General features: G+C 70.5%; 21 protein-coding genes. 11 read left to right on the forward strand and 10 right to left on the reverse strand.

The window, feature by feature from the left end; genetic code table 11:
* Window positions 1-147: 147 nt before the first annotated feature.
* Together sucD and sucC are read right to left on the reverse strand one after the other, a co-directional pair.
* On the reverse strand, window positions 148-1,035 hold the full coding sequence (gene sucD, locus QK288_RS00815) for a succinate--CoA ligase subunit alpha (protein WP_281265938.1): 888 nt from the start codon (window positions 1,033-1,035) through the stop codon (window positions 148-150).
* 11 nt (window positions 1,036-1,046) lie between these two features.
* Window positions 1,047-2,216 (reverse strand): ADP-forming succinate--CoA ligase subunit beta, encoded by a 1,170-nt coding sequence (gene sucC / locus QK288_RS00820; protein ID WP_281265939.1) that lies wholly within the window; start codon window positions 2,214-2,216, stop codon window positions 1,047-1,049.
* Window positions 2,217-2,419: 203 nt separating this feature from the next.
* Between sucC and QK288_RS00825 the strand changes: the two genes are divergently transcribed.
* The 8 genes from QK288_RS00825 to QK288_RS00860 are packed head-to-tail and all read left to right on the forward strand — an operon-like array spanning window position 2,420 to window position 8,232.
* The gene (locus tag QK288_RS00825; RefSeq protein ID WP_281265940.1) at window positions 2,420-2,854 is read left to right on the forward strand and encodes an ester cyclase; all 435 of its coding nucleotides are present in this window, start codon (window positions 2,420-2,422) and stop codon (window positions 2,852-2,854) included.
* Between the two features lie 34 nt (window positions 2,855-2,888).
* The gene (locus QK288_RS00830; protein ID WP_281265941.1) at window positions 2,889-3,182 is read left to right on the forward strand and encodes a hypothetical protein; all 294 of its coding nucleotides are present in this window, start codon (window positions 2,889-2,891) and stop codon (window positions 3,180-3,182) included.
* Between the two features lie 55 nt (window positions 3,183-3,237).
* Window positions 3,238-3,639, forward strand: coding sequence for a hypothetical protein (locus QK288_RS00835; RefSeq protein WP_281265942.1), 402 nt, complete (start codon window positions 3,238-3,240; stop codon window positions 3,637-3,639).
* Window positions 3,640-3,662: 23 nt separating this feature from the next.
* On the forward strand, window positions 3,663-4,466 hold the full coding sequence (locus tag QK288_RS00840) for an oxygenase MpaB family protein (RefSeq protein ID WP_281265943.1): 804 nt from the start codon (window positions 3,663-3,665) through the stop codon (window positions 4,464-4,466).
* Between the two features lie 24 nt (window positions 4,467-4,490).
* On the forward strand, window positions 4,491-5,324 hold the full coding sequence (locus tag QK288_RS00845) for a phosphoribosyltransferase family protein (protein WP_281265944.1): 834 nt from the start codon (window positions 4,491-4,493) through the stop codon (window positions 5,322-5,324).
* Window positions 5,321-6,907 carry a nicotinate phosphoribosyltransferase gene (locus tag QK288_RS00850; RefSeq protein ID WP_281265945.1) on the forward strand — a complete coding sequence of 529 codons (1,587 nt, stop codon included), beginning with the start codon at window positions 5,321-5,323 and terminating at the stop codon, window positions 6,905-6,907. The genes QK288_RS00845 and QK288_RS00850 overlap by 4 nt, the downstream gene beginning before the upstream one ends.
* A complete protein-coding gene (locus tag QK288_RS00855) occupies window positions 6,904-7,599 on the forward strand; it encodes a hypothetical protein (RefSeq protein WP_281265946.1) in 696 nt (231 codons plus the stop codon). The genes QK288_RS00850 and QK288_RS00855 overlap by 4 nt, the downstream gene beginning before the upstream one ends.
* Window positions 7,600-7,617: 18 nt before the next feature.
* Window positions 7,618-8,232, forward strand: coding sequence for a pyridoxal 5'-phosphate synthase (locus tag QK288_RS00860; RefSeq protein WP_281265947.1), 615 nt, complete (start codon window positions 7,618-7,620; stop codon window positions 8,230-8,232).
* 126 nt (window positions 8,233-8,358) lie between these two features.
* On the opposite strand, the gene QK288_RS00865 is transcribed toward QK288_RS00860, so the two are convergent.
* The 3 genes from QK288_RS00865 to QK288_RS00875 are packed head-to-tail and all read right to left on the reverse strand — an operon-like array spanning window position 8,359 to window position 13,504.
* Window positions 8,359-10,698, reverse strand: coding sequence for a GNAT family N-acetyltransferase (locus QK288_RS00865; RefSeq protein WP_281265948.1), 2,340 nt, complete (start codon window positions 10,696-10,698; stop codon window positions 8,359-8,361).
* Window positions 10,695-12,065, reverse strand: a complete 1,371-nt coding sequence (locus QK288_RS00870; protein ID WP_281265949.1) for a SidA/IucD/PvdA family monooxygenase — start codon at window positions 12,063-12,065, stop codon at window positions 10,695-10,697. The genes QK288_RS00865 and QK288_RS00870 overlap by 4 nt, the downstream gene beginning before the upstream one ends.
* Window positions 12,062-13,504 carry a pyridoxal-dependent decarboxylase gene (locus QK288_RS00875; RefSeq protein ID WP_281267637.1) on the reverse strand — a complete coding sequence of 481 codons (1,443 nt, stop codon included), beginning with the start codon at window positions 13,502-13,504 and terminating at the stop codon, window positions 12,062-12,064. The genes QK288_RS00870 and QK288_RS00875 overlap by 4 nt, the downstream gene beginning before the upstream one ends.
* Window positions 13,505-13,625: 121 nt before the next feature.
* Between QK288_RS00875 and QK288_RS00880 the strand changes: the two genes are divergently transcribed.
* A complete protein-coding gene (locus tag QK288_RS00880) occupies window positions 13,626-14,111 on the forward strand; it encodes a GNAT family N-acetyltransferase (protein WP_281265950.1) in 486 nt (161 codons plus the stop codon).
* A 61-nt stretch (window positions 14,112-14,172) separates the two neighbouring features.
* Here the strand turns inward: QK288_RS00880 and QK288_RS00885 are convergent, their stop codons facing one another.
* From QK288_RS00885 to QK288_RS00905, 5 genes are read right to left on the reverse strand one after another with little or no spacing between them, the layout of a single operon-like run.
* Window positions 14,173-14,682 (reverse strand): hypothetical protein, encoded by a 510-nt coding sequence (locus QK288_RS00885; RefSeq protein ID WP_281265951.1) that lies wholly within the window; start codon window positions 14,680-14,682, stop codon window positions 14,173-14,175.
* Window positions 14,682-17,129, reverse strand: coding sequence for a UvrD-helicase domain-containing protein (locus QK288_RS00890; RefSeq protein WP_281265952.1), 2,448 nt, complete (start codon window positions 17,127-17,129; stop codon window positions 14,682-14,684). Before QK288_RS00890 ends, QK288_RS00885 begins: the two co-directional genes overlap by 1 nt.
* A 12-nt stretch (window positions 17,130-17,141) precedes the next feature.
* Window positions 17,142-18,173 carry a glycerophosphodiester phosphodiesterase family protein gene (locus QK288_RS00895; protein WP_281265953.1) on the reverse strand — a complete coding sequence of 344 codons (1,032 nt, stop codon included), beginning with the start codon at window positions 18,171-18,173 and terminating at the stop codon, window positions 17,142-17,144.
* A gap of 10 nt (window positions 18,174-18,183) precedes the next feature.
* Window positions 18,184-19,224 carry a LacI family DNA-binding transcriptional regulator gene (locus QK288_RS00900; RefSeq protein WP_281265954.1) on the reverse strand — a complete coding sequence of 347 codons (1,041 nt, stop codon included), beginning with the start codon at window positions 19,222-19,224 and terminating at the stop codon, window positions 18,184-18,186.
* A 7-nt stretch (window positions 19,225-19,231) separates the two neighbouring features.
* The gene (locus QK288_RS00905) at window positions 19,232-20,476 is read right to left on the reverse strand and encodes a Gfo/Idh/MocA family oxidoreductase (RefSeq protein ID WP_281265955.1); all 1,245 of its coding nucleotides are present in this window, start codon (window positions 20,474-20,476) and stop codon (window positions 19,232-19,234) included.
* A gap of 160 nt (window positions 20,477-20,636) precedes the next feature.
* Between QK288_RS00905 and QK288_RS00910 the strand changes: the two genes are divergently transcribed.
* Together QK288_RS00910 and QK288_RS00915 are read left to right on the forward strand one after the other, a co-directional pair.
* Window positions 20,637-21,632: a DUF817 domain-containing protein gene (locus tag QK288_RS00910; RefSeq protein ID WP_281265956.1), complete on the forward strand. Its 996-nt coding sequence runs from the start codon at window positions 20,637-20,639 to the stop codon at window positions 21,630-21,632.
* 68 nt (window positions 21,633-21,700) lie between these two features.
* Window positions 21,701-22,558 (forward strand): Bax inhibitor-1/YccA family protein, encoded by an 858-nt coding sequence (locus QK288_RS00915; protein WP_281265957.1) that lies wholly within the window; start codon window positions 21,701-21,703, stop codon window positions 22,556-22,558.
* Window positions 22,559-22,601: the final 43 nt, after the last annotated feature.

Consider the following 22,601-nt stretch of genomic DNA (forward strand, 5'->3'; position numbering starts at 1 on the left):
GGCGATCCGTGCCCGGCGGGTGAGCCGCGCGGCTCCTGTGGAGAGTCGGCAGCGTGCGGGCCCCTGTGGATCGTCAGCGGGAACGACGGGAGGCCCGGTGCGAACCCGCACCGAGCCTCCCGGCAGTCCTGACGTGGACGCGACCCGCTAGCGGGCGGCGACCACCTCGCGCAGCAGCGCAGCGGTCTCGGACGGCGTCTTGCCGACCTTGACACCGGCTGCCTCGAGCGCCTGCTTCTTCGCCTCGGCCGTGCCGGCCGAGCCGGACACGATCGCGCCGGCGTGACCCATCGTCTTGCCCTCTGGCGCGGTGAAGCCCGCGACGTAGCCGACGACCGGCTTCGTGACGTGTGCCTTGATGTAGTCGGCCGCACGCTCCTCGGCGTCGCCACCGATCTCGCCGATCATGACGATCGCCTCGGTCTCGGGGTCGGCCTCGAACGCGGCGAGCGCGTCGATGTGCGTGGTGCCGATGACCGGGTCGCCGCCGATGCCGATGGCGGTCGAGAAGCCGAGGTCACGGAGCTCGTACATCATCTGGTAGGTCAGGGTGCCCGACTTCGAGACGAGGCCGATCGGGCCCTTGCCGGTGATCGTCGCCGGGGTGATGCCGACGAGCGACTCCCCCGGGGTGATGATGCCGGGGCAGTTCGGGCCGATGATGCGGGTCGTCCCGCCCTTCGCCTTGGCGTGCGCCCAGAACTCCGCCGAGTCCTGCACGGGGATGCCCTCGGTGATCACGACGACGAGCGGGATCTCCGCGTCGATCGCTTCGAGCACGGCGTCCTTCGCGAACGCCGGCGGGACGAAGACGATCGAGACGTCGGCACCCGTGGTGTCGATGGCCTCGCGCACCGAGCCGAACACCGGCAGGGTGACGTCGCCGTGGGTGACGGTCGTGCCGGCCTTGCGCGCGTTCACACCACCGACGACCTGGGTGCCGGCCTTGAGCATGAGGGCGGTGTGCTTCGTGCCCTCGCCGCCGGTGATGCCCTGGACGATGACCTTGGAGTCCTTGTTGAGGAAGATCGACATGGTCAGTCCCTTCAGGCCGCTGCTGCAGCGAGTTCGGCGGCCTGCTCGGCCGCATCGTCCATGGTCGCGGCGACGGTGACGAGCGGGTGCGCCGCCTCCGCCAGGATCCGGCGACCCTCTTCCACGTTGTTGCCGTCGAGGCGCACGACGAGCGGCTTGGTGGCCGCGTCGCCGAGGATGCCGAGCGCGGCGACGATGCCGTTCGCGACGGCGTCGCAGGCGGTGATGCCGCCGAAGACGTTCACGAAGACGCTCTTCACCTGCGGGTCGCCGAGGATCACGTCGAGGCCGTTCGCCATGACCTCCGCCGAGGCACCGCCGCCGATGTCGAGGAAGTTGGCGGGCTTCACACCGCCGTGACGTTCCCCGGCGTAGGCGACGACGTCGAGCGTCGACATGACGAGCCCCGCGCCGTTGCCGATGACGCCGACCTGGCCGTCGAGCTTCACGTAGTTGAGGCCGTGGGCCTTCGCCTTGGCCTCGAGCGGGTCCTCGCTCGCGGTGTCCTCGAGCGCCTTGTGGGCGTCGTGGCGGAAGTCCGCGTTCTCGTCGAGGGAGACCTTGCCGTCGAGCGCCAGGATCTGGCCGTCGCCGGTGCGGACGAGGGGGTTCACCTCGACCAGGGTGGCGTCCTCGCCCTTGTAGACGTCGTAGAGCTTCACGAACACGTCGGCGACCTGGTCGCGGAGCGCCTCGGGGAAGTTCGCCTGCGTCGCGATGTCGAGCGCAGCCGCCTTGTCGATCCCGGTCAGCGGGTCGACCTCGACGCGTGCGAGCGCCTCGGGCTTCTCGACCGCGAGCTGCTCGATCTCCATGCCGCCCTCGACGCTGACGAGCGACAGGTAGGAGCGGTTGGCGCGGTCGAGGAGCACCGAGAAGTAGAACTCCTCGGCGATGTCCGCACCCTGCGCGATCATGACGCGCTTGACGGTGTGGCCCTTGATGTCGAGGCCGAGGATGGCCTGGGCGTGCTCGAACGCCTCGTCCGGGGTCTTCGCGACCTTCACGCCGCCCGCCTTGCCGCGGCCGCCGACCTTCACCTGGGCCTTCACGACGACGACGCCGCCGATCTTCTCGGCCGCTGCCCTCGCCTCCTCTGGGGTGTCGGCGATGATCCCCTGCAGAACGGGGACGCCGTAGGACTCGAAGAGGTCCCTGGCCTGATACTCGAAAAGATCCACGCTGTTCTTCTTCCCGCACTCGTCGTGCGATCGGCATCGGTTTCGCAGGTCGCAGCGCTCAGCATCGAGGGTCGCTCGATGTCGAGACAACGGCCGTGACAGAGCCTAGCGCCGCCACATGGACACCCGGTCCGCGTGCCCCGGATCCTGGGCGACCCGCCAGGGGCCCGGCGTACACCAGGAGGCCCGACGGAAGGAGCGCCATGACGGCGGAACAGAACCAGCAGGCACAGGAACGACTCGGCGAGATCCTCGAGGCGCGCGCCTTCGACCGGTTCAGCGAGGTCTGGGCCGAGGACGTCGTCGACCACGACCCGGCGCCGGACCAGGCACCTGGGCTCGCGGGCATCGTGGACTTCTGGACCGAGTTCACGACGGCGTTCCCCGACCTCTCGCTCGAACCAGACCCGCTCGTCGTGACCGACGACTACATCACCGCCGTCTTCACGATCCGCGGGACCCACACCGGCCCGTTCCAGGGCCACGAGCCCACCGGCCGCGACTTCACCGTGCGCGGCATCCAGGTGTCGAAGTTCCGCGACGGCAAGATCGTCGAGCGCTGGGGCTCCACCGACGAGAAGGGCCTCGCGGAGCAGCTGCGCCTCGGCGAGCACGACACCAAGTTCGTCAGCGCCTGACCCCGGCACGACCCGACCACGAAGGAGCAGCACCATGACCGATCCCGGCATCAGCCCGATCGACGACTTCGACGCAGAGGAGCGCCGCGACGACGACGTCGACCGCGAGCACGTCGGCCCGTACGAGGTCGACGAGACCGACGAGTCCCTCGAGACGGTGACGAACGACGCCGTGGCCGGCGAGACCGTCGAACCGCAGCCGGGTGACGGCACCGACGACGGCCCCACCGGCGGAGCGCCCCGCGAGGGCTCGCCGGACCTGTGGGAGCACGACGGCGACTCCGAGCTGCCCGACCTGGGCAACGACCTCGGCACGAAGCCGCTGTAGCCAGCACCGCCCAGCACCACATCGACCACGGAGCACGGCTCGGTACCATCGAGCCGTGCTCCGTCGTGTCCAGGCCAGTGTCCACGGCATGCCAGCGGTCGCACGGCTGCTGGCGATCGCGTCACTGCTGCTCGTGGCCGCCTCGGCGCACACGGGTGTCCGCTCGGGTGTGACCGCGTGCGGCCCGTCGACCTACGGCCCCTCCTGCGGCACGAACCTCCTCTGGTTGCCCCTGCTGATCGGCGGCGTGCTCGTCGCCGTGGTCGCCGCGACGCCGTCGCACTGCTGGCCGCTCCCTGCGATCTGGCTCGTCGCGACGCTCGTCGCGATGAGCACCGGCCCGGTCGGCAGCGTCGCCTTCGTCGTCACCGCGCTCGTCGGCGGCGCAGCCGCCCTGGCCGGCGCCGTCGCGATCGACGTGGTGCCGCGCCGACGCGAGCGGGGCACGAGACGGTGACCAGCGGACGGACGGGAGGCTCGGTGCCGGACGTGCGCCGTGCCTCCAGTCCGCCCCGTGGTCGGGACCGGGTGCTCGACCGGTTCCTGGCGGACAGCACCCCCGTCGTCGCCGGCGGGCGTGCGATCCTGCTGCAGATCGCCGATCCGGTGGTCGCGGCCGGCGTCCACCGGCACTCGGACTTCGCGCGACGGCCGCAGCAGCGGCTCGCCCACACGCTCATGTACGTCTACGCCGTGATGCTCGGCTCGCCCTCGGACGCGGCGATCGCGACGTCGTTCGTGCACCGCGCGCACGCACCGGTCACGGGCGCGGACGACGCCGACCGGCAGCTCTGGGTGGCGGCGACGCTGTACGACTCGGCGCTCCGGGCGCACGAGGCGTTCGGTGACCCGGTGCCGCCGGAACTCGCCCAGCGCGTGCTGGCGGCCTACGAACCGCTCGGGGTGGCGCTCCGAGTGCCGGCGGGACGGTGGCCCGACTCCGTCGCCGCCTTCGAGGAGTACTGGGCCGGCAGGCTCGCCGGGCTGCACGTCACCGACGACGCGAGGGCCGTGGTTCGCGACCTGCTGCACCCGCGGTTCGCGCCGTTCTGGGTCCGTGCTGCGATGCCGCTCGTGCGGATCGTGACCGTCGGCATGCTCCCCGATGCGGTCCGCGAGCAGTACGGCTTCGCGTGGGGCCCGCGCGAGCGACGGCGGTACGCACGGGTGACCGCGGGGCTCCGGCGCGTCCGGGCCCTCGTGCCGGGACCACTGCTCCGCCTCCCCGGCCCGCTGCTGCTCCGGCAGATGCGACGGATCGCGAAGCAGTACTTGTCACACTGACAATTACCGTGCTACGGTCGGGTCATGGCAGTCGAACTCACCACCCGGAACGCTTCCGGAACCAGCGTGACCCCGACGTTCTCCACCATGCGGTTCCCCGCTGGCGAAGCACACGTCAAGGTCGCGAACGACGACGCCGACACGGGGGAGACCACCGAGATCGCGACCCTGCGGGGCGCGAGCGGCGACGACCTCCTCATGCTCGGCATGTGGGCGGACGCCGTGCGACAGCGCGGCTCGAAGTCGGTCGCACTCATCCCGTACCTCCCAGGCGCTCGGCAGGACCGCGGACTCCCCTTCGGGGCGAAGGTCTACGCGGACGTCATCAACGGCTTCGGCATCGACCAGGTCATCGCCTTCGACCCGCACTCGCCGGTCATCGTCGGGCTGGTCGACAACCTGACGGTCGTCACGAGCGAACGGGTCGTCCGTGACGCCGTGGTCGCCGGTTCCGACTACGTCGGCATCATCGCCCCGGACAAGGGCGCCGTCGCACGGGCCACCGCGGTCGCCGACGCCTGCGGCCTGCCGGTCTACCGGGCCGAGAAGCACCGCAACCCCGACACCGGCAAGCTCGACGGGTTCACGTGCGAGCCCCTCCCCGAGTCCGGACGGCTGCTCGTGGTCGACGACATCTGCGACGGCGGCGGAACGTTCATGGGCCTCGCCGGTGCGACCGGCCTGCCGAAGGAACGCCTCGGCCTCTGGGTCTCGCACGGCGTCTTCTCCGGCCGGGCACCGGCGCTCGCCGAGCACTTCGGCGAGATCGTCACCACCGACTCCTACCCGGCGCAGACCGACGTGCCCGGGCTCACGACCGTTCCCCTGACCCCCTTCCTGACGGAGCAGATCCGATGACCACCACCGACACCACCGCGACCGGCACCACGACCACCGCCGGCATCGAGCCCCGCATCACCGGCCCGAGCCCCATCGCGCCGCTCCTCGCCGTCGACGGGTACAAGCACTCGCACCGGCAGGTGTACCCGCAGGGGACCACGCGGATCCTCATCAACTGGACGAACCGCTCGAACGCACACATGCCAGAGTCCACGCACGCCGTGGTGTTCGGCCTGCAGGCGTTCATCCAGCGCTCCCTGGTCGAGGCATGGGCGCCGTTCTTCGCGGCGGACGAGGACCTCGTCGCCGACCTGTTCCAGCAGGCGCTCGAGGGCTACTTCGGCCCGAACCACATCGGCGTCGACCACGTCCGCGCCCTGCACCGCCTCGGGTACCTCCCGCTGACGATCAAGGCCCTGCCCGAGGGGACCCTCGCGCCGATCGGTGTCGCCACGCTCACGGTCGAGAACACCGTCGACGAGTTCTTCTGGCTGCCGAACTACATCGAGACCGCCCTGTCCGCGTCGATCTGGCACCCCTCGACCGTCGCCACGAAGGCTCTGGAGTACCGGGACCTGATGGAGGACTGGGCAGCGCGCACCGGTGCCGTCCCGGAGAGCATCGACTTCGCCGCGCACGACTTCTCGTTCCGCGGGCAGTCCAGCATCGAGTCCGCAGCGGCCGGTGGCGCCGGACACCTGCTCTCGTTCCTCGGCACCGACTCGATGCCGTCGCTCGACTTCATCGACCGGTACTACCCGGGCGACAACGGACTCGTGGCGGCGAGCGTCCCGGCGACCGAGCACAGCGTGATGTGCGTCCGCGGGGCCGACGGGGAGCTCGAGACGTTCGAGCAGATCCTCGACGTCTACCCGACGGGCATCGTGTCGGCGGTCAGCGACGGCTTCGACCTGTTCAAGGTCATCACCGAGACGCTCCCGCAGCTCAAGGACCGGATCACCGGGCGCGACGGCAAGCTCGTGATCCGCCCGGACTCGGGTGACCCGGTCGACATCGTCACCGGCACCGTGCACGGGGTGGGTGCCGACGCACTCGCCGACCCGGCCCGCAGCCACGAGGAGAAGGGCGTCGTCGAGCTCCTCGACGAGATCTTCGGCCACACCGTCAACGACGCCGGGTACAAGGTCCTCGACCAGCACATCGGCGTGATCTACGGCGACAGCATCACCCTCGACCGCGCTCGTCGCATCTACGAGCGCCTCGAGGCCAAGGGCTACTCGAGCGACAACATCGTGCTCGGCATCGGCTCGTACACCTACCAGTACATGACCCGCGACAACCTCGGCAGCGCCGTGAAGGCGACGTGGGCGCTGGTGGACGGCGAGCCCGTCGACATCCAGAAGGACCCGAAGACGGGCAGCGGCAAGAAGAGCGCGAAGGGCCGCATCGCCCTGCACCGTGACGAGACCGGCGAGATCCGGCAGAGCGACCAGGCGAGCGCGGCGGACGAGGCGACGAGCCTGCTCCAGCCGGTCTGGACCGACGGCCGGTTCCTCGTGCACCAGTCCTTCGCCGACGTGCGTGCGACGCTCCGCCGCGAACGCGCCGACCGTGCCGCACGCCGGGCGGCATCGGCGTGACCGACGGCGCCGTGGCGGCCCGCGACCAGCCGCTCATCGCGATCGACGTCGTCCCGATGTCGTTCACGGCGGGCGACGGGCTGCTGGTCGCCACCGCGCGCCGGCCGTACGACCCGTACGCCGGACAGGAGGCGCTCCCCGGCGTGCTCCTGGACGGGACGGAACTGCTCACCGACGGGGCGCGGCGCGCGCTCCGCACCAAGACCGGGATCGACGACGCGTCGATCCGGCACCTCGCGCAGATCGGCGCGTTCGACGGACCGGAGCGGGACCCGCGGTCGACGGCGATCAGCATCGCGTTCGTCGCGGTGGTGGCGGGGTCCGATCGCGGCGCCGAGTCGTCGGCCGGGGCCGGCGGGGGCCCTGGAGTCGCGCCGTCGGCGGTCTGGCGCGAGCCCGCCCAGGCCGAGCCGGGCCTCCCGTTCGACCACGACCGCATCATCCAGGCCGCACTCGACCACGTCCGCACCCGGCTGTGGCGGGACCTGCCGCTCACCCGCGCCCTCCTCGGAACGCGGTTCACGACGGCGGACGCGAGCCGGCTGCAGACCGCGGTGACCGGCGTCGCCCCCGATCCCGGCAACCTGAACCGGGCGCTGCGGACCAACCCGGCGCTCGTCCGGGCGGCGGCGACCACGACGTCGGGCCAGCGCGGCGGACGTCCCCCGGTCTCCTGGACGTGGGCGGACTGACCGGGGTTGGCTGAGGGGATGCCAACCGCACCCCTCTCCGGCGACCCGTCGTTCGCGTTCCCCGAGTTCACCGATCCGCCCGCCACGCCGATGGCCGCCGCGCGGGCCTGGCTGGCCACGGCCGACGACGTCTCCGAACCGCTGTCGATGACGCTCGCGACCGCGGCGGACGGGGTCGTCAGCGCCAGGACCGTCGACGTCAAGCGGCTCGACGACGAGGGGCTCGTGTTCGGGTCGTCCGCCGAGAGCCCGAAGGGACGGCAGCTCGCAGCCAACCCGGCGGCCGCGCTGCAGGTGTACTGGCGCGAGACCATGCAGCAGATGCGGTTCGAGGGGGTCGTCGTGGTGCTCTCCGACGACGAGTCCGACGCCCTCTTCGCCGACCGGTCGCCGAAGTCCCGGGCAGCGACGGCCGCCGCACACCAGTCCGAGCCGCTCGACGGCACGTTCGACGACCTGCTGTCCGCTGCCGGGGCCCTCGGTGACGATGCCTCCCGTCCGGCGTCGTGGGTCGCCTACCGGCTCGAACCGGTCGTCGTGGAGTTCTGGCACGGCAGCCGCGACCGCATACACCGACGCCTGCAGTACCGCCGGTCGGATGACGGGTGGACGACACGCGTGTTGCAACCGTGAGTCATCTTCGGACAAGGCGCGCGGTGCTCCCGCACAACCGGGAGCAACTCGCGCCACCGGATTCGGTGGCGCGAGTTGCTCCCGGTTGGTCGAACGCGGACCCGGCCGGCGAGCCCGCCGCCCGCCCTACGCCCGCGCGACCGGGTTCGGCATCGACCCGGCGCGGATGAGCGACGACGACTGGTCCGCCAGGTCGACCATCGACAGGGTGTTCCGCAGCTGCAGCCGGTTCAGGCAGGAGTGCTCGAACGTCGGCGCACGCAGGTCGAGCGGGCGGCGCCGGTCCGGATGGGCCGCAGCGTGCCGGTCGATGCACGCGCCGACGAGCTCCCAGAAGCGGGACTCCGGCAGGACTCCGTCGTCGTCGAGGATCGCCGCGACGAACCGCAGCACCCCGTCGAACACGTCCGTGAACACGGCGAGGGCCGCCTCGTCGTCGTCGACCGGGTGCACGATGCGCTCGATCCCGGCCGGCACGGCGACCGGAGCGAGCACCGCGACCTCTTCCCCGATGTCCTTCATGACCGCGCGGACCACGACACCGTCGCGGAGCACCAGCACGAGGTTCTCCCCGTGCGGCATGAACGCCAGGTCGTGCACGGTCAGGCAGTGCACCACAGGGAGCAGGTACGCGTCGAGGTACCGCCGCACCCACTCGTCCGCCGGCAGCCCCGACCGGGCGACCAGCGCCGAGGCCACCGCCGCACCGGAGGCATCGCGGTGCAGCAGCGCCGCCATCGTCATGAGCTGCTCGCCGTCCGACAGCCGCGGCACCGGGCTCTCCCGCCAGAGCGCCGCGAGCATCTTCCGCTGCGGCGACGACACGTCCACCCGGTGGTACGCGTCGCCCGTGTACCCGATCGCCGCATGCTCCCGCAGCACCTCGAAGCCGGCTGACCGCAGCGTCGGGTCGGCCGAGACGATCCCGGCGACCCAGTCGTTCACCGCAGGGGTGTTCCGCATGTACGCCGGCGACATCCCACGGAGGAACCCCATGTTCTGCACCGCCAACGCCGTCTTGACGTACGACCGCGTCGGGTCCGTCCGGTCGAACGCCGTCCGGATCGACTGCTGCGGCTGGTACTCGTCCGGCCCCTCCCCGAGGTCGACGAGGTCCTGGCGTCCGAGGTCCGGCGCGAACGTCACGGCGATCCGGTGTTGCCACTGCCACGGGTGCACCGGCAGCCACACGTAGTCGTCCGGGTCGAGCCCGCGGCGCTCCAGCGTCTGCCGGAACCCGTGCACGGTCGCCGCGGGCAGCTCGGCCGCCCAGTGGGCGTCCTCGGTCCGGTCCGCGGCGAGCGCCAGGTGCGTGTGCTCCCGGCGTGCCGCGAGCCACCGGTACCGGAACGTCCGCCCGGACTCCGGCGCGTAGGCCCGGTACTCGTCGAGTCCGAACCCGATGCGGCCGTTCGACGCCACGAACGCCGGGTGCCCCTCGGTCATCGCCGCCTCGGTCGCCTGGAACGCCGCGACCGCATCCGCTCGTCCCCGCGCGAGCTGGGCAGCCGATGGCCCGCCCCGTCGGTGCTTGGCGGCGGCACTGGCGAGGGTCGAGGCGATCTCCTCGAGGTACGTGCCGAGCAGCTCGTCGGGGATGCCGAGGAGGTCGCGGAGCTCGAGCACGAGGTCCTGCGCACCGAGCGGCACGGCGTCGCCGTCACGGGTCCGGGTCAGCGAGGCCTCGTCGATCGACCAGTGCTCGAGCGCGTGCAGCCGTGCCCGGAACCGGTAGGTCGACGGCCCTGCGGCAAGGCGCCAGCCGTCGCCGTCGGCCACCGGTGCGATGAGCCGCTCGTGGGTGAACTCGGCGATCGCCTTCGCCACGACGTGCCGCTCCGCGACGTCGAGGTGCTCCGGCCGCAGGTGCGCAGCAGGGCCGTCGTCGTCCGGCACCCCGATCCGGTCGGTGTCGAGCACCGAGAGCAGCGCGCGCTTGCCGTCGACGTCGACCTCGCGGAGCACCCGGAACCCGACTTCCGCGTTCTTCGCGTGCACCGCGGTGTTCCGGACGTCGGGCTCGACCACGACACGACGTGCGCCGAGAGCGTCCCGACAGTGCTCCACCACGGTCCGCATCACCGCGCTCGTGAGTCCGTGCACCCGCCCGTCGGCAGGCGGCGGTGCGACGAGCAGGTGCATGCCGACGTCGCCCGGTTCGGCGGGCCAGACGTCGGTCAGCAACACGGCACCCGGGTCGTAGGTCTCGGCGAGGAAGCACGGCTCGCCGTCGTGGCGCCCCAACCACGCGGCCTGCGCCGGGTCCGCCTGCACGCCGGCCAGGTACGCGCGCACGGCGTCGACGTCGAGGTGGCCCATCTCCCACCAGCTCGACGCCGGGTGGGCGAGCCACGCCTGCACGACGGCGGCGTCGCGATCCGGGTCCACGGGTTCGACGGACAGGAGGCTCGGGGTCGCGCCCGCCTCGCGGGGCACGTCGATCAGGACGGTTCCGTTCTCGGTCATGCGCGCACCTCCGCGCGCTCGGCGCCGCGCCGCTCCGGCGCGGCGCCCGGGGCCCCGGCCTGCCGTGCGGCGGGCAGGCCGAACTCCTGGAAGGCGATCCGGTCCTCCAGTCCGTGGACGGGGCGACCCGTGACGGACCGGATGATCGACGCATTCCGCCACGCACCCATGCCGAGGTCGGGGGCGGTCAGCCCGTGCGTGTGCTCCTCGGCGTTCTGCACCCAGATCCGACCACCGATGGTGTCCACGTGGTGGTCGCGCGCAACGGCGAACCGACCACGGGAGTCCCGCGCGACGAGGTGCTCGACCGGGTCGAGGAACCGCGTCGGGCGCGGGGCGTACCCGGTCGCGAGGACGAGCCGCTCCACCTCGTGCTCGTACGTCTCGCCGAGCTGCTCGTGCCGGAGGGTCAGTCGGTACGTGCGCCGGTCGGCGAGCCAGGACGCGTCCACGACGCTCGTCTCGGTCCGCAGCGACGTCGGGATCGGGCCGCTCGCGCTGATCCGGTACAGCGCGTCGTAGAGGTCGTCGACCAGGTCGGCGCTGATGCCCTTGTACAGCCCGCGCTGTTCGCGTCCCAGGCGGTCGCGGAGGTCCTCGGGCAGCCCGTGGAAGTGGTCCGTGTACTCGGGGCTCGTCATCTCGAGCGTGAGCTTGGTGTCCTCCATCGGGAAGAACCGCGGCGACCGGGTGATCCAGTCGAGCGCGTAGTCGTGCGCGCGGATGTCCTCGAGCAGGTCGCGGTAGACCTCGGCGGCGGACTGCCCGCTGCCGATCACCGCGATGCTGCCGGCGCTCCGGAGGGCGTCGCGGTTCGGCACGTACTCGGCGGAGTGGATCACCGGGCCCGGCAGGTCGCGGAGCGCCGACGGGACGGACGGCGCCGAGCCGACGCCGATGACGACGTGGCGGGCTCGGTACGTCTCCGGGCCGTGGTCGGTGTCGGCGTGCACGGTGAACAGGTCCGTCGCCTCGTCGTGCTCGACCGCCGTGACCGTCCGGCCCCAGCGCAGGGTGTCGAGGCGCTCGGCGGCCCAGCGGCAGTACGCGTCGTACTCGCTGCGGAGGGGGTGGAAGTCCTCGCGGATGTAGAAGGGGTAGAGCCGGTTCGTCTCCTTGAGCCACGCCAGGAACGAGAACGGGGACGTCGGGTCGGCCATCGTGACGAGGTCCGCCATGAAGGGCACCTGGATCGTGGCGTCGTCGAGCATCATGCCGTGGTGCCAGGCGAAGCCGTCTGCGGCGTCGAGGAACACCGCGTCGAGGTCGTCGAGCGGGTCGGTCAGGCAGGCGAGGCCGAGGTTGAACGGGCCGATGCCGATGGCGACGAGGTCGAGGGGGTCGTTCGTGGTCGTGGTCGTGGTCATCGTGCTGCTCCTGCTGTTGCGGCTGTCTTGGCTGCGGCGGCCGCTGCGGCCGTTCTGGCCACGTGGTCGAGGGATGCCCGCATCTGGTCCGGGGTGGTCTCCGGGTTCAGGAGCGTGAGCTTGTTGCACGGCCGCCCGTCGATCACCGTCTTGGCGACGAGGACCCGCCCCTCGGCGAGGAGCGCCGCCCGGAGCGGTGCCACCAGGGCATCGGCCTCGGCGTCGGACATCCCCGCCGGCTGCCAGCGGAACAGCACCGTGCTGAGCTGCGTCGGCGCGACGAGGTGCAGGTCCGGGTGCTCGGCGACGATGGCGTGGGTGGCCTCGGCGAGGTCGATGACCGCGTCGAACGCTCGACCGATCGCGTCCGCGCCGGTCGCTCGGAGCGTCGCCCAGAGCTTCAACGCGTCGAAGCGCCTCGTCGTCTGCAGGGACTTGTCCACCTGGTTCGGTTCCGCCGCGTCCTCGGGGTTCAGGTAGTCGGCGTGCCAGGCGATCCTGCGGAGGTCGGCGGGGTCACGGACCAGCAGGGCACTCGAGGAGACCGGCTGGAAGAACGACTTGTGCAGGTCGGTGGTCACGCTGTCGGCCCGCTCGATGCCGTCCAGCAGGTGTCGTCGGGTGGGCGAGACGAGCAGGCCGCAGCCGTACGCGGCGTCGACGTGCAGCCAGACGTCCTCGAGGTCGCAGACGTCGGCGACGGGTTCGAGCGGGTCGATCACACCGCGGTCGGTCGTGCCGGCCGTGGCGACGACGGCCATCGGGGTGCGGCCTGCGGCGCGGGTCTCCGCGATGGCCTCGGCCAGGACTGCGGGGACCATGCGGCCGGCGGCATCGGTGGGGACGATGCGCACCTGGCCGATCCCCAGCAGGCGTGCGGACTTCGCGATGCTGAAGTGGGTCTCGGCGGTGGTGAAGACGGTGTGCGGCCCGCGCGGTGCTCGCTGCTCGACTCGCTCCCGCTGCTCGACTCGCTCCCGCGCGATGAGGAGCGCCTGCAGGTTCGACTGCGAGCCGCCCGACGTGAAGATGCCGTCGCCCGCCGCGAAGCCGATCCGGCGTGCCAGCCAGTCGACGACGTGTCGCTCGATCTCGGTGCCGATCCGCGACTGGTCCCAGGTGTCGACGGACGGGTTCACCGCCGCGAGCACGGCCTCGGCAGCGACAGCGGGCAGGGCCACCGGACAGTTCAGGTGTGCGAGGGAACCGGGATGGTGGAACCACACGGCCTCCCGGACGAACAGCTCGTCGAGCTCCGCGAGCGCCCGATCCGTCCCGAGCGGTACGCCGTCGAGATCGATCCCGGCCACCCGGTCCCGGAGTTCGGCGGCGGAGGTGCTCGTCGTCGGCGTCGTCACCCCGGCGACGCGGTCGGCGAGCCGGTCCACGGTCGACCCGACGAGGTCGCGGTAGCGGGTGGCGGTGGCGTTGGTCAGCATTTCGATCACAGGTGTCACGTTAGGTAAGGCTAACCTCACCTCCTCGTCTGTGTCACCCGGACAGGGGGCCGGGCGTGGCGTCGCCTTCCGTGCCACTCGACCGGTGCGCCATCATCGTTGGATGAACGACCCCGTGGTTCGCCCGGCGAACGTCTCGGATGCCGACCGCATCGCCCGCGTGCACGTGCAGGCCTGGCAGGAGACCTACGCGCACCTGCTGCCCGCGTCGTTCCTGGCGGCACTCGACGTCGATGCGCGCGCCGAACGGTGGCGGACGATCATCACCGACCCGCAGACCGACGTGCTCCTCGCCACGATCGACGACGTCGTCGTGGGGTGGGCGTCAGCGGGACCGGGACGCGAGCCCGGGGCTCCACGCGACCGGGAGCTCGAGGGCATCTACGTCTTGGCGTCGACGTACGGCTCCGGTGCCGGGCAGGCGTTGCTCGACGGGGCCGTCGGCGACGCGCCCGCGTACCTGTGGATGGCGGACGACAACCCGCGCGCCGAGGCGTTCTACCGGCGCAACGGGTTCCACCGGGACGGCGCGGCGAAGCGCGAGCACCTCGGTCCACACCCGCTCGATGCCGTGCGGTTGGTGCGCTGAGCGGGCGCGTCCTCCCGTTGTGAACACCCGTCCGTCACGGCCGGGCGCGAAAGTCAACTGGTCAGCTCCGGCGCCCCAGCTCCCGTTGAATCCCGGGGTCCCGTGAAGTCACGATTGTGTTCGCGATGTCGGACACGGTCGAAGCAACGGCGACGAGATTCCTGACGAGGAACGATGCGTCGTCGCGCTGACCATCTGTGAGCGCGAGGTATCGGACGACAAGCCCGTTGAGCAGAAGCGTGTAGTCGAGCAGATTGAGCAAGTCTGGGGTGACATACCGTGGCGCCTCCCTCGAGCTGACAAGGTAGCGAAGGGTCTCGCTTCCTGGTCGGCGGATCGATGCGGCTTGGAGCGGCAGCCCGCGGGCCTCGATCGTCCGGAGTTCCGTTGCCCAGTCACGAATGTCGTAGATGACACTTTTCCAGCTGCCGCTCGTGGAGACATCACTCAGGTATCGAGAACGTTGCCGACGCTCAACACGTTGGTCCGAACGCGCTTGCCAGAGAGCTCCTGCCGCCACCCCGGCGATGGTGATGAGGAACGTCACCAACGTCTGCCAGAGCCAGTCCACTACAGCTTCTCGATGGGGGCGATCTTGATCAGGAGCTTCTTGCGCCCGGCCGAGTCGAACGCGATCTCGGCGATGCGCTTGGCTCCCTGACCGGTCACCGCGGACACCGTACCCTCGCCGAAGTCGACGTGCTTGATGCGGTCGCCGGACGCGAGCTCCATGTCGCCGTTGTCACGGACCTGCCCGGAGACGCGGTTTGCCCACTCCGTCTTCGGCCGGGTCTTCGCCGCCGCCGCAGCTCGGTCGTAGGAGCCGCCGCCCCAACCGCCACCGCCGCGGTAGCCACCACCGCCGCCGCCTCCGCCGAAGCCGCCGTCACGCTTGGCGTTGAGCGCACGCGGCTGCGTCCCACCACGGCTGTTCGCCATGCCGGGTGACTGCTTCCACTCGATGAGCCCCTCGGGGATCTCCTGCAGGAAGCGGGACGGCATCGCCACGTTGACGTCGCCGAACTGCGCACGGGTCATCGCCAGCGACAGGAACAACGACTTCTTGGCACGGGTGATGCCGACGTAGAACAACCGGCGTTCCTCCGACGGTCCGCCTGGTTCGTTCGCCGACATCCGGTGCGGCAGCAGGTCTTCCTCGACGCCGGTCAAGAACACCGCGTCGTACTCGAGGCCCTTCGCCGTGTGCAGCGTCATGAGCGACACCGTTCCGGAGGAGTCGTCGAGCTCGTCCGCCGCGGCGACCAGGGAGACCTCGGTCAGGAAGTCACTCAGTGTGCCGTCTGGATTGTTCTTCTGGAACTCCCGCGTCACCGCGACGAGCTCGTCGATGTTGTCGGCGCGCGCCGAGTCCTGCGCGTCCGGGGACTTCCGGAGCTGCTCGAGCAGTCCGGAGCCGTCCAGGAGCTGCGTGAGCGTGTCGACGACGGGCTGGTCCTGCGCCTTGGCGGACACCTCGTCGAGCAGCGCCGCGAAGGCCGTGATCGCGTTCCGGACCTTCGGCCCGAACCCGAGCTCGTCCGCGTGCCGCAGCGACTCGCGCATGGTGACGTCGTGCTCGTCGGCGTAGCGCTGCAACGTCGTCTCGGTCACCGCGCCGATGCCCCGCTTCGGGACGTTGAGCACACGGCGGAGCGCCATCGGGTCCGCAGGGTTCGCGACGGTGATCAGGTACGCCATCGCGTCCTTGATCTCGGCACGTTCGTAGAACTTCGTGCCGCCGAGCACCCGGTACGGGATCGCCGCGCGGATGAAGATCTCCTCGAGTGCACGCGTCTGCGAGTTCGTCCGGTAGAACACCGCCATGTCGCGGTAGTCCGTGCCGTCCTCGTGCAGGCGCTGGATCTCGTCCGCGACGAACTGGGCTTCGTCGTGTCCGGTGTAGCCCGTGAAGCCGACGATCTTGTCGCCGGCGCCGACCTCGGTGAACAGGTTCTTCACCTGGCGGTCGAAGTTGTTCGCGATGACGGCGTTCGCCGCGTCGAGGATGTTCTGCGTCGAGCGGTAGTTCTGTTCGAGCAGGATCACCTTGGAGTTCGGGAAGTCCCGTTCGAACTCGACGATGTTGCGGATGTCGGCGCCGCGGAAGGCGTAGATCGACTGGTCGGAGTCGCCGACGACGGTCAGCGACGCACCGGCGATCGAGCCGTCCGCCTCGCGCATCCTGGCGACGTGCTGGCCTTCGTCCTCGAGCCGGTCGACCTGCTCCACCGGGACCGGACGCGTCAGCTCGCGGATGAGCGAGTACTGCGCGTGGTTCGTGTCCTGGTACTCGTCGACGAGGATGAACCGGAAGCGCCGCTGGTAGAGCGCAGCGACCTCGGGGAACGCGCGGAACAGGAACACCGTCTGGCCGATGAGGTCGTCGAAGTCGAACGCGTTGGCGCGACGGAGGTCGTTCGTGTACCGCCGGAACACCTCGGTGAACATGACTTCCTGCGGGTCGTTCGCGTTGATGTTCCGCGCGTACGAGTCGATGTCCTGCAGTTCGTTCTTGAGCTTCGAGATCTTCGACGCCGCCGCACCGACCGTCAGACCGAGCGAGTCCGCTTCGAGGTCCTTGATGATCCGCTTGAGCAGCGCCCGCGAGTCGGCGGAGTCGTAGATGGTGAACGACTGCGGGAACCCGAAGCGCTCGGCTTCACGACGCAGGATCCGCACGCATGCCGAGTGGAACGTCGAGATCCACATGCCCTCTGACGCCTGGCCGACGAGGGCACGGACGCGCTCGCGCATCTCGGCGGCCGCCTTGTTCGTGAACGTGATCGCGAGGATCTGCGACGGCCATGCTTCACGGTTCGCGAGCAGCAGGGCGATGCGACGCGTGAGGACGCTGGTCTTGCCGGAACCGGCGCCGGCCACGATGAGCAGGGACTCGCCGCGGTACTCGACGGCTTCCTTCTGCTGGGGGTTCAGACCGGCGGTGAACGGGTCGTCGTACGGGCGGGCCCCGGCACCCGGCTCGGGCGTCGAGTCGAATGGGTCGAGCACGATCGTCATGTCCGGGACAGTCTAGGCCGGACCCCCGACACCGGCACCCCGCTCCTCGACCAGCGAACGCGCCCGGACCGCGAGGTCGGTGTGGTCCGCGAAGACCCCGTCGACCCCCGTCCGCACCACCGAGGTGAACCACCGCTCCCAGTCGCCGTGCGCCGCGACGTCCCCGCCACGCCGGAGCGGCGCGGGCAGGAACCGGTTCTCCGGCCGGAGGGTCCACGTGAAGACCGCGAGCCCGACCGCCTGCGCACGCTCGACGACGTCGGACCGCACCGGTCGGGGGTCGTCGAGCGCCACCGGATCAGTGCCGGCCATCAGCGTCTTCAGGTCGACGCTGATCCCGTCGAACTCCTCGGCCAGCCGCGCGAGCGCGCCGTCCGTGCGCTCGTCCGCATAGGTCGGAGCCGCACGTCCGTGGGACGCGACCTCGTCCGCGGCGCTGCCCCGGGCCTCCTGGAGGTACACCAGCCGACCACCGGTGCCACGCGAGCCGATGTCGCGGAGGACGCCCTTCTCGAAGCACTCGACCGTCAGTCGTTCGTCACCACGCCACCCGGCTCCCCCGATGACGCCGTCGACCAGCTCCCCCATCGGCAGCCCGATCGAGTCGAAGTACGTCGCGTGCTTGACCTCGGCGACGAGCGCGACTGGGCGGGGTGCCGCGTCGAGGATGGCGAGCAGGTCCTCGAGCCGCAGGACCGGGTCCTCGCCGTCGTGCTCCGCGGACCGCGGACGCAGTGCTGGAAGCCGCTCGCGCGTGCGGAGCGCGGTGAGTTCGTCCCACGTGAAGTCCTCGGTGAACCAGCCGCTGAGCCGCTTCCCGTCGACGACCTTCGTGGTGCGCCTCGCCGCGAACTCGGGGCGGTCGGCGACGTCCGTCGTGCCCGAGATCTCGTTCTCGTGCCGGAGGACGAGCACGCCGTCCTTCGTGGGGACGAGGTCCGGTTCGATCGCGTCGGCACCGAGGTCGATCGCGAGCTCGTAGGCGCTGCGGGAGTGCTCCGGGCGGTACCCGGAGGCACCGCGGTGGGCGATCACGAGGGTCATGCGGCCGACCCTACTGGGCGGGAGTTGCCGGTCCGTGGGCATCGTGCGCACCGCAGGACGCCCGCACCACGAGCTCGGCCGGGAACTCCCGGTGTTCGGTCTCCGGCTCACCGAGCAGTCGCCCGACGGCAGCAGCAGCCATCGGCACGACCGGCTGCCGGACGGTGGTGAGCGGGGGCCACGTGTACTCGGCTTCCCACGATCCGTCGAACGCGACGACCGCGACGTCGTCGGGGACCCGGACGCCGCACTCGTGGAACGCACGGAGGACTCCGACCGCGGTGCGGTCCGAGGCGGCGAACACCGCATCGGGACGATCGTCCTCGTCCGCGATCTGCAATCCGGACACGTAACCACCTTCGCGCGTGTACCCGCCGTCGTAGACCCGGCCTGGAGGCACGCCCCACCGCTCGCAGGCAGCCCGCCATCCACGATGGCGGGGTTCTCGGGCATTCGGCTCGCCGACGAACGCCACCTGCTGGGCACCGTGGCCGAGCAGGTGCGCCGTCGCCTGCTCGGCACCGGCCTGCAGGTCGGTGCCGACGCTCGCGACACCCGCTCGCGCCGATGAGACGTTCAGTTCGACCCACGGCAGGCCGACCGGGTCAATGGCACCCGGGTCGGCCGCCCCACTGGAGAGCACGAGCACGCCGTCGACCATGCGCGCCGCGAACTCCTCGAAACGTGCGCGGAGTCGGTCTGGCTCGAAGCTCGTCGCCGTCGTGTAGAGCGCGTACCCGCGCTCCCACGCGGCGGATTCGATCGCCGCCGCGTACTCGGCGAAGAACGGGTTCGCGAACACGGGGTCCTCGCGATCCGGCACGGCGAGCACGAGCGTGCGGGCAGATCCGGATCGGAGGGCCCGCGCTGCCTGGTTCGGCCGGTACCCGAGCTCGGCGACGGCCGCGAGGATCCGCCGCCGGGTCCCGGGGGCGACCGGCGCTCCGCCGTTCAGCGCGTAGCTCACGAGCGCATCCGAGACCCCGGCGAGCCGGGCGACGTCCCGCCGCGTTGGCTTCCGGGGTCGCTCGTCGCTCGTTCCGTTGGTCACCGGTCGATCATGACACCCGATCGGCAACGGGCAGCGCCTCACCGACGGCGACGGGAGCGTCACCCTGGTCCGGGACCGGCAGCCGTTCCCCGTCCCGCCGGGCGGACTCGAGTGCGATGAGCCCGGGCAACGTGTACCGCGCTGCCTGCCACGCGTTCACCGGAGGAAGCACCCCCTTGTCGACCGCACGGACGAAGTCGTCGACCAGCAGGTGGTGCGACCCTTCGTGCCCGTTCGGTGCGAACGCGAACTCCTCGGGCAACCGGTCCGTCAGCGCGTCGTGCACGGGCGCGTGTCCGGAGATGAACGAACTGCGGAGCGCCGGGGAGACGTCCGCCAGGCGCGGGTCGTCCTCGGACATGGTCGGACGCGTCGCGATCTGGTCGGAGACATCGGTGACCCCGTCACGGTCCTGCCAGACGGAGTTCGTCACGAGCTGCTCGAAGCTGCCGTCGGTGCCGAACCACCGGAATCGGCTCTCGCGGATGTACGACGGGAAGCCGACGCGACGGAACTCGTTGATGCGCATCGAGCCGCCGCCGTCGAGTTCGAACAGTGCCGTCATGTTGGAGTAGTCGTTGTCGAACATGCTGACCTCGGTGTCGAAGACCCCGTCGCCGCGGTCGTCGTGCACCCCGATGCAGCTGACACTGACCGCGTGCCGCGGCATCGCACCGAGGACACCGCCGATCGCGTGGGTCGGGTACCACATGGGCGGGTAGCTCGCCGTGGCCTTCCACCCGTCGCCGCCGCTGTACTTGTACGCGTCGTAGAAGCCGAGGTCCATGTCGTGGACGTAGTCGCCCTCGGCGTAGAACACCCGGCCGAACGCGCCTTGCTCTGCCTTCTGCCGCGCGAACACCGTCGCCGGGTTGTACTGACTGGTCTCGCCCATCATGTAGGTCAGCCCGGTCTCCTGCACCGCGGCGATGATCGACTCGATCTCGGTCACCGCGGTCGCCATCGGGACGGCCGAGTACACGTGCTTGCCCGCGCGCAGTGCCTGCAGCACGAGCGGTCCGTGCGTCCAGCGCTGGGTGAAGATCGCGACGGCGTCAACGTCCGGGCTCGCGAGCATCGCCTCGAAGCTCGGGAAGGTCCCGGCGAGGGCGAGCTCGTCGACGAGGTGCTCGGCGCGCTCCGGGATGACGTCCGTGGCGTAGACGTCGGAGATGCCGGGGTGCTTGTCGAACAGGGTCGCGAAGTGGCTGGCGAACTGGCCGGCTCCGACCATGCCGAGGGTGAACGTCATGCTGGCTCCTTGGGTGGGTGTGCGTCGTTGCTCGACCATTGTGGCCATGCGGGTTTACTCGTGTCAACGGCTTCCCCTCGATGTGCAGGGCCGTGTACCCACGGGCACATGTGGAGGAGCGGACACCCCGGGTCCCAGCCAGCGGCGCGACCATCCCGCCATGGCCGATCGATCCCTGTCCACCGCCGTCGAGTCCCGCATCGACCGCGCCGCCCGCCGTGTGCTCGACGCCGGACGGCAGCCCCGGACGCCGATCCGCGAGTTCGTCACCGAGTTCCTGGTCTTCGGCGCGAAGCAGGCGTGGGCGTGCACGTTCGGGGCGCTGCTGCTCGGCGTGATCGCGCTCGCACGCATCGCCTGGCCCGATGACGCCCCGGTCGCCAGGAACGACGCCCTGACCATCGCCGCGATCACCATCCAGGTCGCGATGCTCGTGTTCGGACTCGAGGCCGTGCGCGAGCTCCGTGTCGTGCTGCTCTTCCACGTCGTCGGCACGGTCATGGAGGTCTTCAAGACCGACTTCGGCTCGTGGGCTTACGACAGCGGTGGCCTACTGCACGTCGCCGGCGTCCCGCTGTTCTCCGGCTTCATGTACGGCGCGGTCGGTTCGTACATGGTCCGCGTGTACCGCCTCTTCGACCTCCGGTTCTCGCGCTACCCGAAGCAGTGGCACACCGCAGTGGTCGCCGCAGGCATCTACGCGAACTTCTTCGCACACCACTTCGTCTGGGACGCGAGGTACGTGCTGCTCGCGCTCGTGGTGGTGTTGTTCGCCAGGACGACTATGCACGTGCGCGTCTACCGTGCGACGATCCGGATGCCGATCCTCGTGGCGATGGGGCTGGTCGCGGTGTTCATCTGGATCGCCGAGAACGTCGCGACCTGGGCTGGGGCGTGGTCCTACCCGGCACAGGTGGCCGCCTGGCACCCCGTCGCACCGACGAAGATCGTGGCGTGGCTGCTGCTCATGACGATCTCGGTCGCACTCGTCACGTGGCTCTCCCCACCGCGCCCGTTCTCGGCCCGCTCGGTGAACTCCCGACCCGCACCGACCCATCCCGCAGCCCGCGCCCGTAGAGTGCATGCACGGATGCCAGCACCGGCGTCCGCTCGCCGCGAATCCTCAGCCTTTCGGCGCGACGCACACCTAGGCTGAGAGGACGCGAAGGAACGGTCCATCGTTCCCGCTCGACGACCCGAATCCAGAGGAATCACGAGGACACCATGGCTTTCAAGCCCGGTTTCGACCAGTCCCCCGCCTTCAACGACGCGGGCCGGAACGCGTGGGGCGCCGGCGCCAACTCGCAGCAGGCCGGATGGGGCCAGACCCCGCAGCAGTCGGCGGGCATGACGCCCGAGCAGCTGCAGCACATGTACGACCGTCCGTCGGCGAGCACGGTCGACACCGACCGCATGTCGTACGAAGACACCATCGTCAAGACGCTCATGGCGTTCGGTGTGCTCATCGTCGGCGCGGTCGCCGGGTGGAACCTCCCCCCGATCGTCTGGATCGCGGGCGCGATCATCGGGTTCGTCTTGGCGCTCGTCAACACCTTCAAGAAGAAGCCGTCCGGTGGCCTCGTGCTCGCGTACGCCTTCTTCGAGGGGCTCTTCGTCGGTGGCATCTCCGGCGCCTACAACTCCATGTGGGACGGCATCGTCACGCAGGCGGTCTTCGGCACCCTCGGCGTGTTCTTCGTCACGCTGCTGCTGTTCCGTTCGGGCAAGGTCCGTGCGACCCCGAAGATGACGCGGTTCTTCCTCGTCGCGATGGTCGGGTACATGGCGTTCTCGCTCGTCAACCTGGTCCTGATGTGGACCGGCGTCACCGACACGGCGTTCGGGCTTCTCGGCACGAAGGTGTTCGGTATCCCCCTCGGCGTCCTGATCGGCATCTTCGTTGTCCTGATGGCCGCGTACTCGCTCGTCCTCGACTTCGACCAGATCAAGACCGGTGTCGAGCGCGGTGCCCCGCGCATCTACGGCTGGACCGCGGCGTTCGGCCTCATCGTGACGCTCGTCTGGCTGTACCTCGAGATCCTGCGCATCCTCGCCATCGTCGCGAGCAGCTCCCGCAACTAGCGGCAGCGCACACACGAAGGGCCCCGGCACTCGCCGGGGCCCT

The sequence above is a fragment of the Curtobacterium sp. 9128 genome (assembly GCF_900086645.1).
Classification (GTDB): Bacteria; Actinomycetota; Actinomycetes; order Actinomycetales; family Microbacteriaceae; genus Curtobacterium.

Excerpts from the sequence above, each read along its gene's own strand:
- QK288_RS00875 (WP_281267637.1), bottom strand. The coding sequence starts at position 13,504 with ATGCTGACCAACGCCACCGCCACCCGCTACCGCGACCTCGTCGGGTCG.
- QK288_RS00825 (WP_281265940.1), top strand. The coding sequence starts at position 2,420 with ATGACGGCGGAACAGAACCAGCAGGCACAGGAACGACTCGGCGAGATC.
- QK288_RS00895 (WP_281265953.1), bottom strand. The coding sequence starts at position 18,173 with ATGACCCTCGTGATCGCCCACCGCGGTGCCTCCGGGTACCGCCCGGAG.
- QK288_RS00850 (WP_281265945.1), top strand. The coding sequence starts at position 5,321 with ATGACCACCACCGACACCACCGCGACCGGCACCACGACCACCGCCGGC.
- QK288_RS00890 (WP_281265952.1), bottom strand. The coding sequence starts at position 17,129 with ATGACGATCGTGCTCGACCCATTCGACTCGACGCCCGAGCCGGGTGCC.
- QK288_RS00905 (WP_281265955.1), bottom strand. The coding sequence starts at position 20,476 with ATGACGTTCACCCTCGGCATGGTCGGAGCCGGCCAGTTCGCCAGCCAC.
- QK288_RS00860 (WP_281265947.1), top strand. The coding sequence starts at position 7,618 with ATGCCAACCGCACCCCTCTCCGGCGACCCGTCGTTCGCGTTCCCCGAG.
- QK288_RS00915 (WP_281265957.1), top strand. The coding sequence starts at position 21,701 with ATGGCTTTCAAGCCCGGTTTCGACCAGTCCCCCGCCTTCAACGACGCG.
- QK288_RS00830 (WP_281265941.1), top strand. The coding sequence starts at position 2,889 with ATGACCGATCCCGGCATCAGCCCGATCGACGACTTCGACGCAGAGGAG.
- QK288_RS00845 (WP_281265944.1), top strand. The coding sequence starts at position 4,491 with ATGGCAGTCGAACTCACCACCCGGAACGCTTCCGGAACCAGCGTGACC.
- sucD (WP_281265938.1), bottom strand. The coding sequence starts at position 1,035 with ATGTCGATCTTCCTCAACAAGGACTCCAAGGTCATCGTCCAGGGCATC.
- QK288_RS00865 (WP_281265948.1), bottom strand. The coding sequence starts at position 10,698 with ATGACCGAGAACGGAACCGTCCTGATCGACGTGCCCCGCGAGGCGGGC.
- QK288_RS00870 (WP_281265949.1), bottom strand. The coding sequence starts at position 12,065 with ATGACCACGACCACGACCACGAACGACCCCCTCGACCTCGTCGCCATC.
- QK288_RS00910 (WP_281265956.1), top strand. The coding sequence starts at position 20,637 with ATGGCCGATCGATCCCTGTCCACCGCCGTCGAGTCCCGCATCGACCGC.
- QK288_RS00880 (WP_281265950.1), top strand. The coding sequence starts at position 13,626 with ATGAACGACCCCGTGGTTCGCCCGGCGAACGTCTCGGATGCCGACCGC.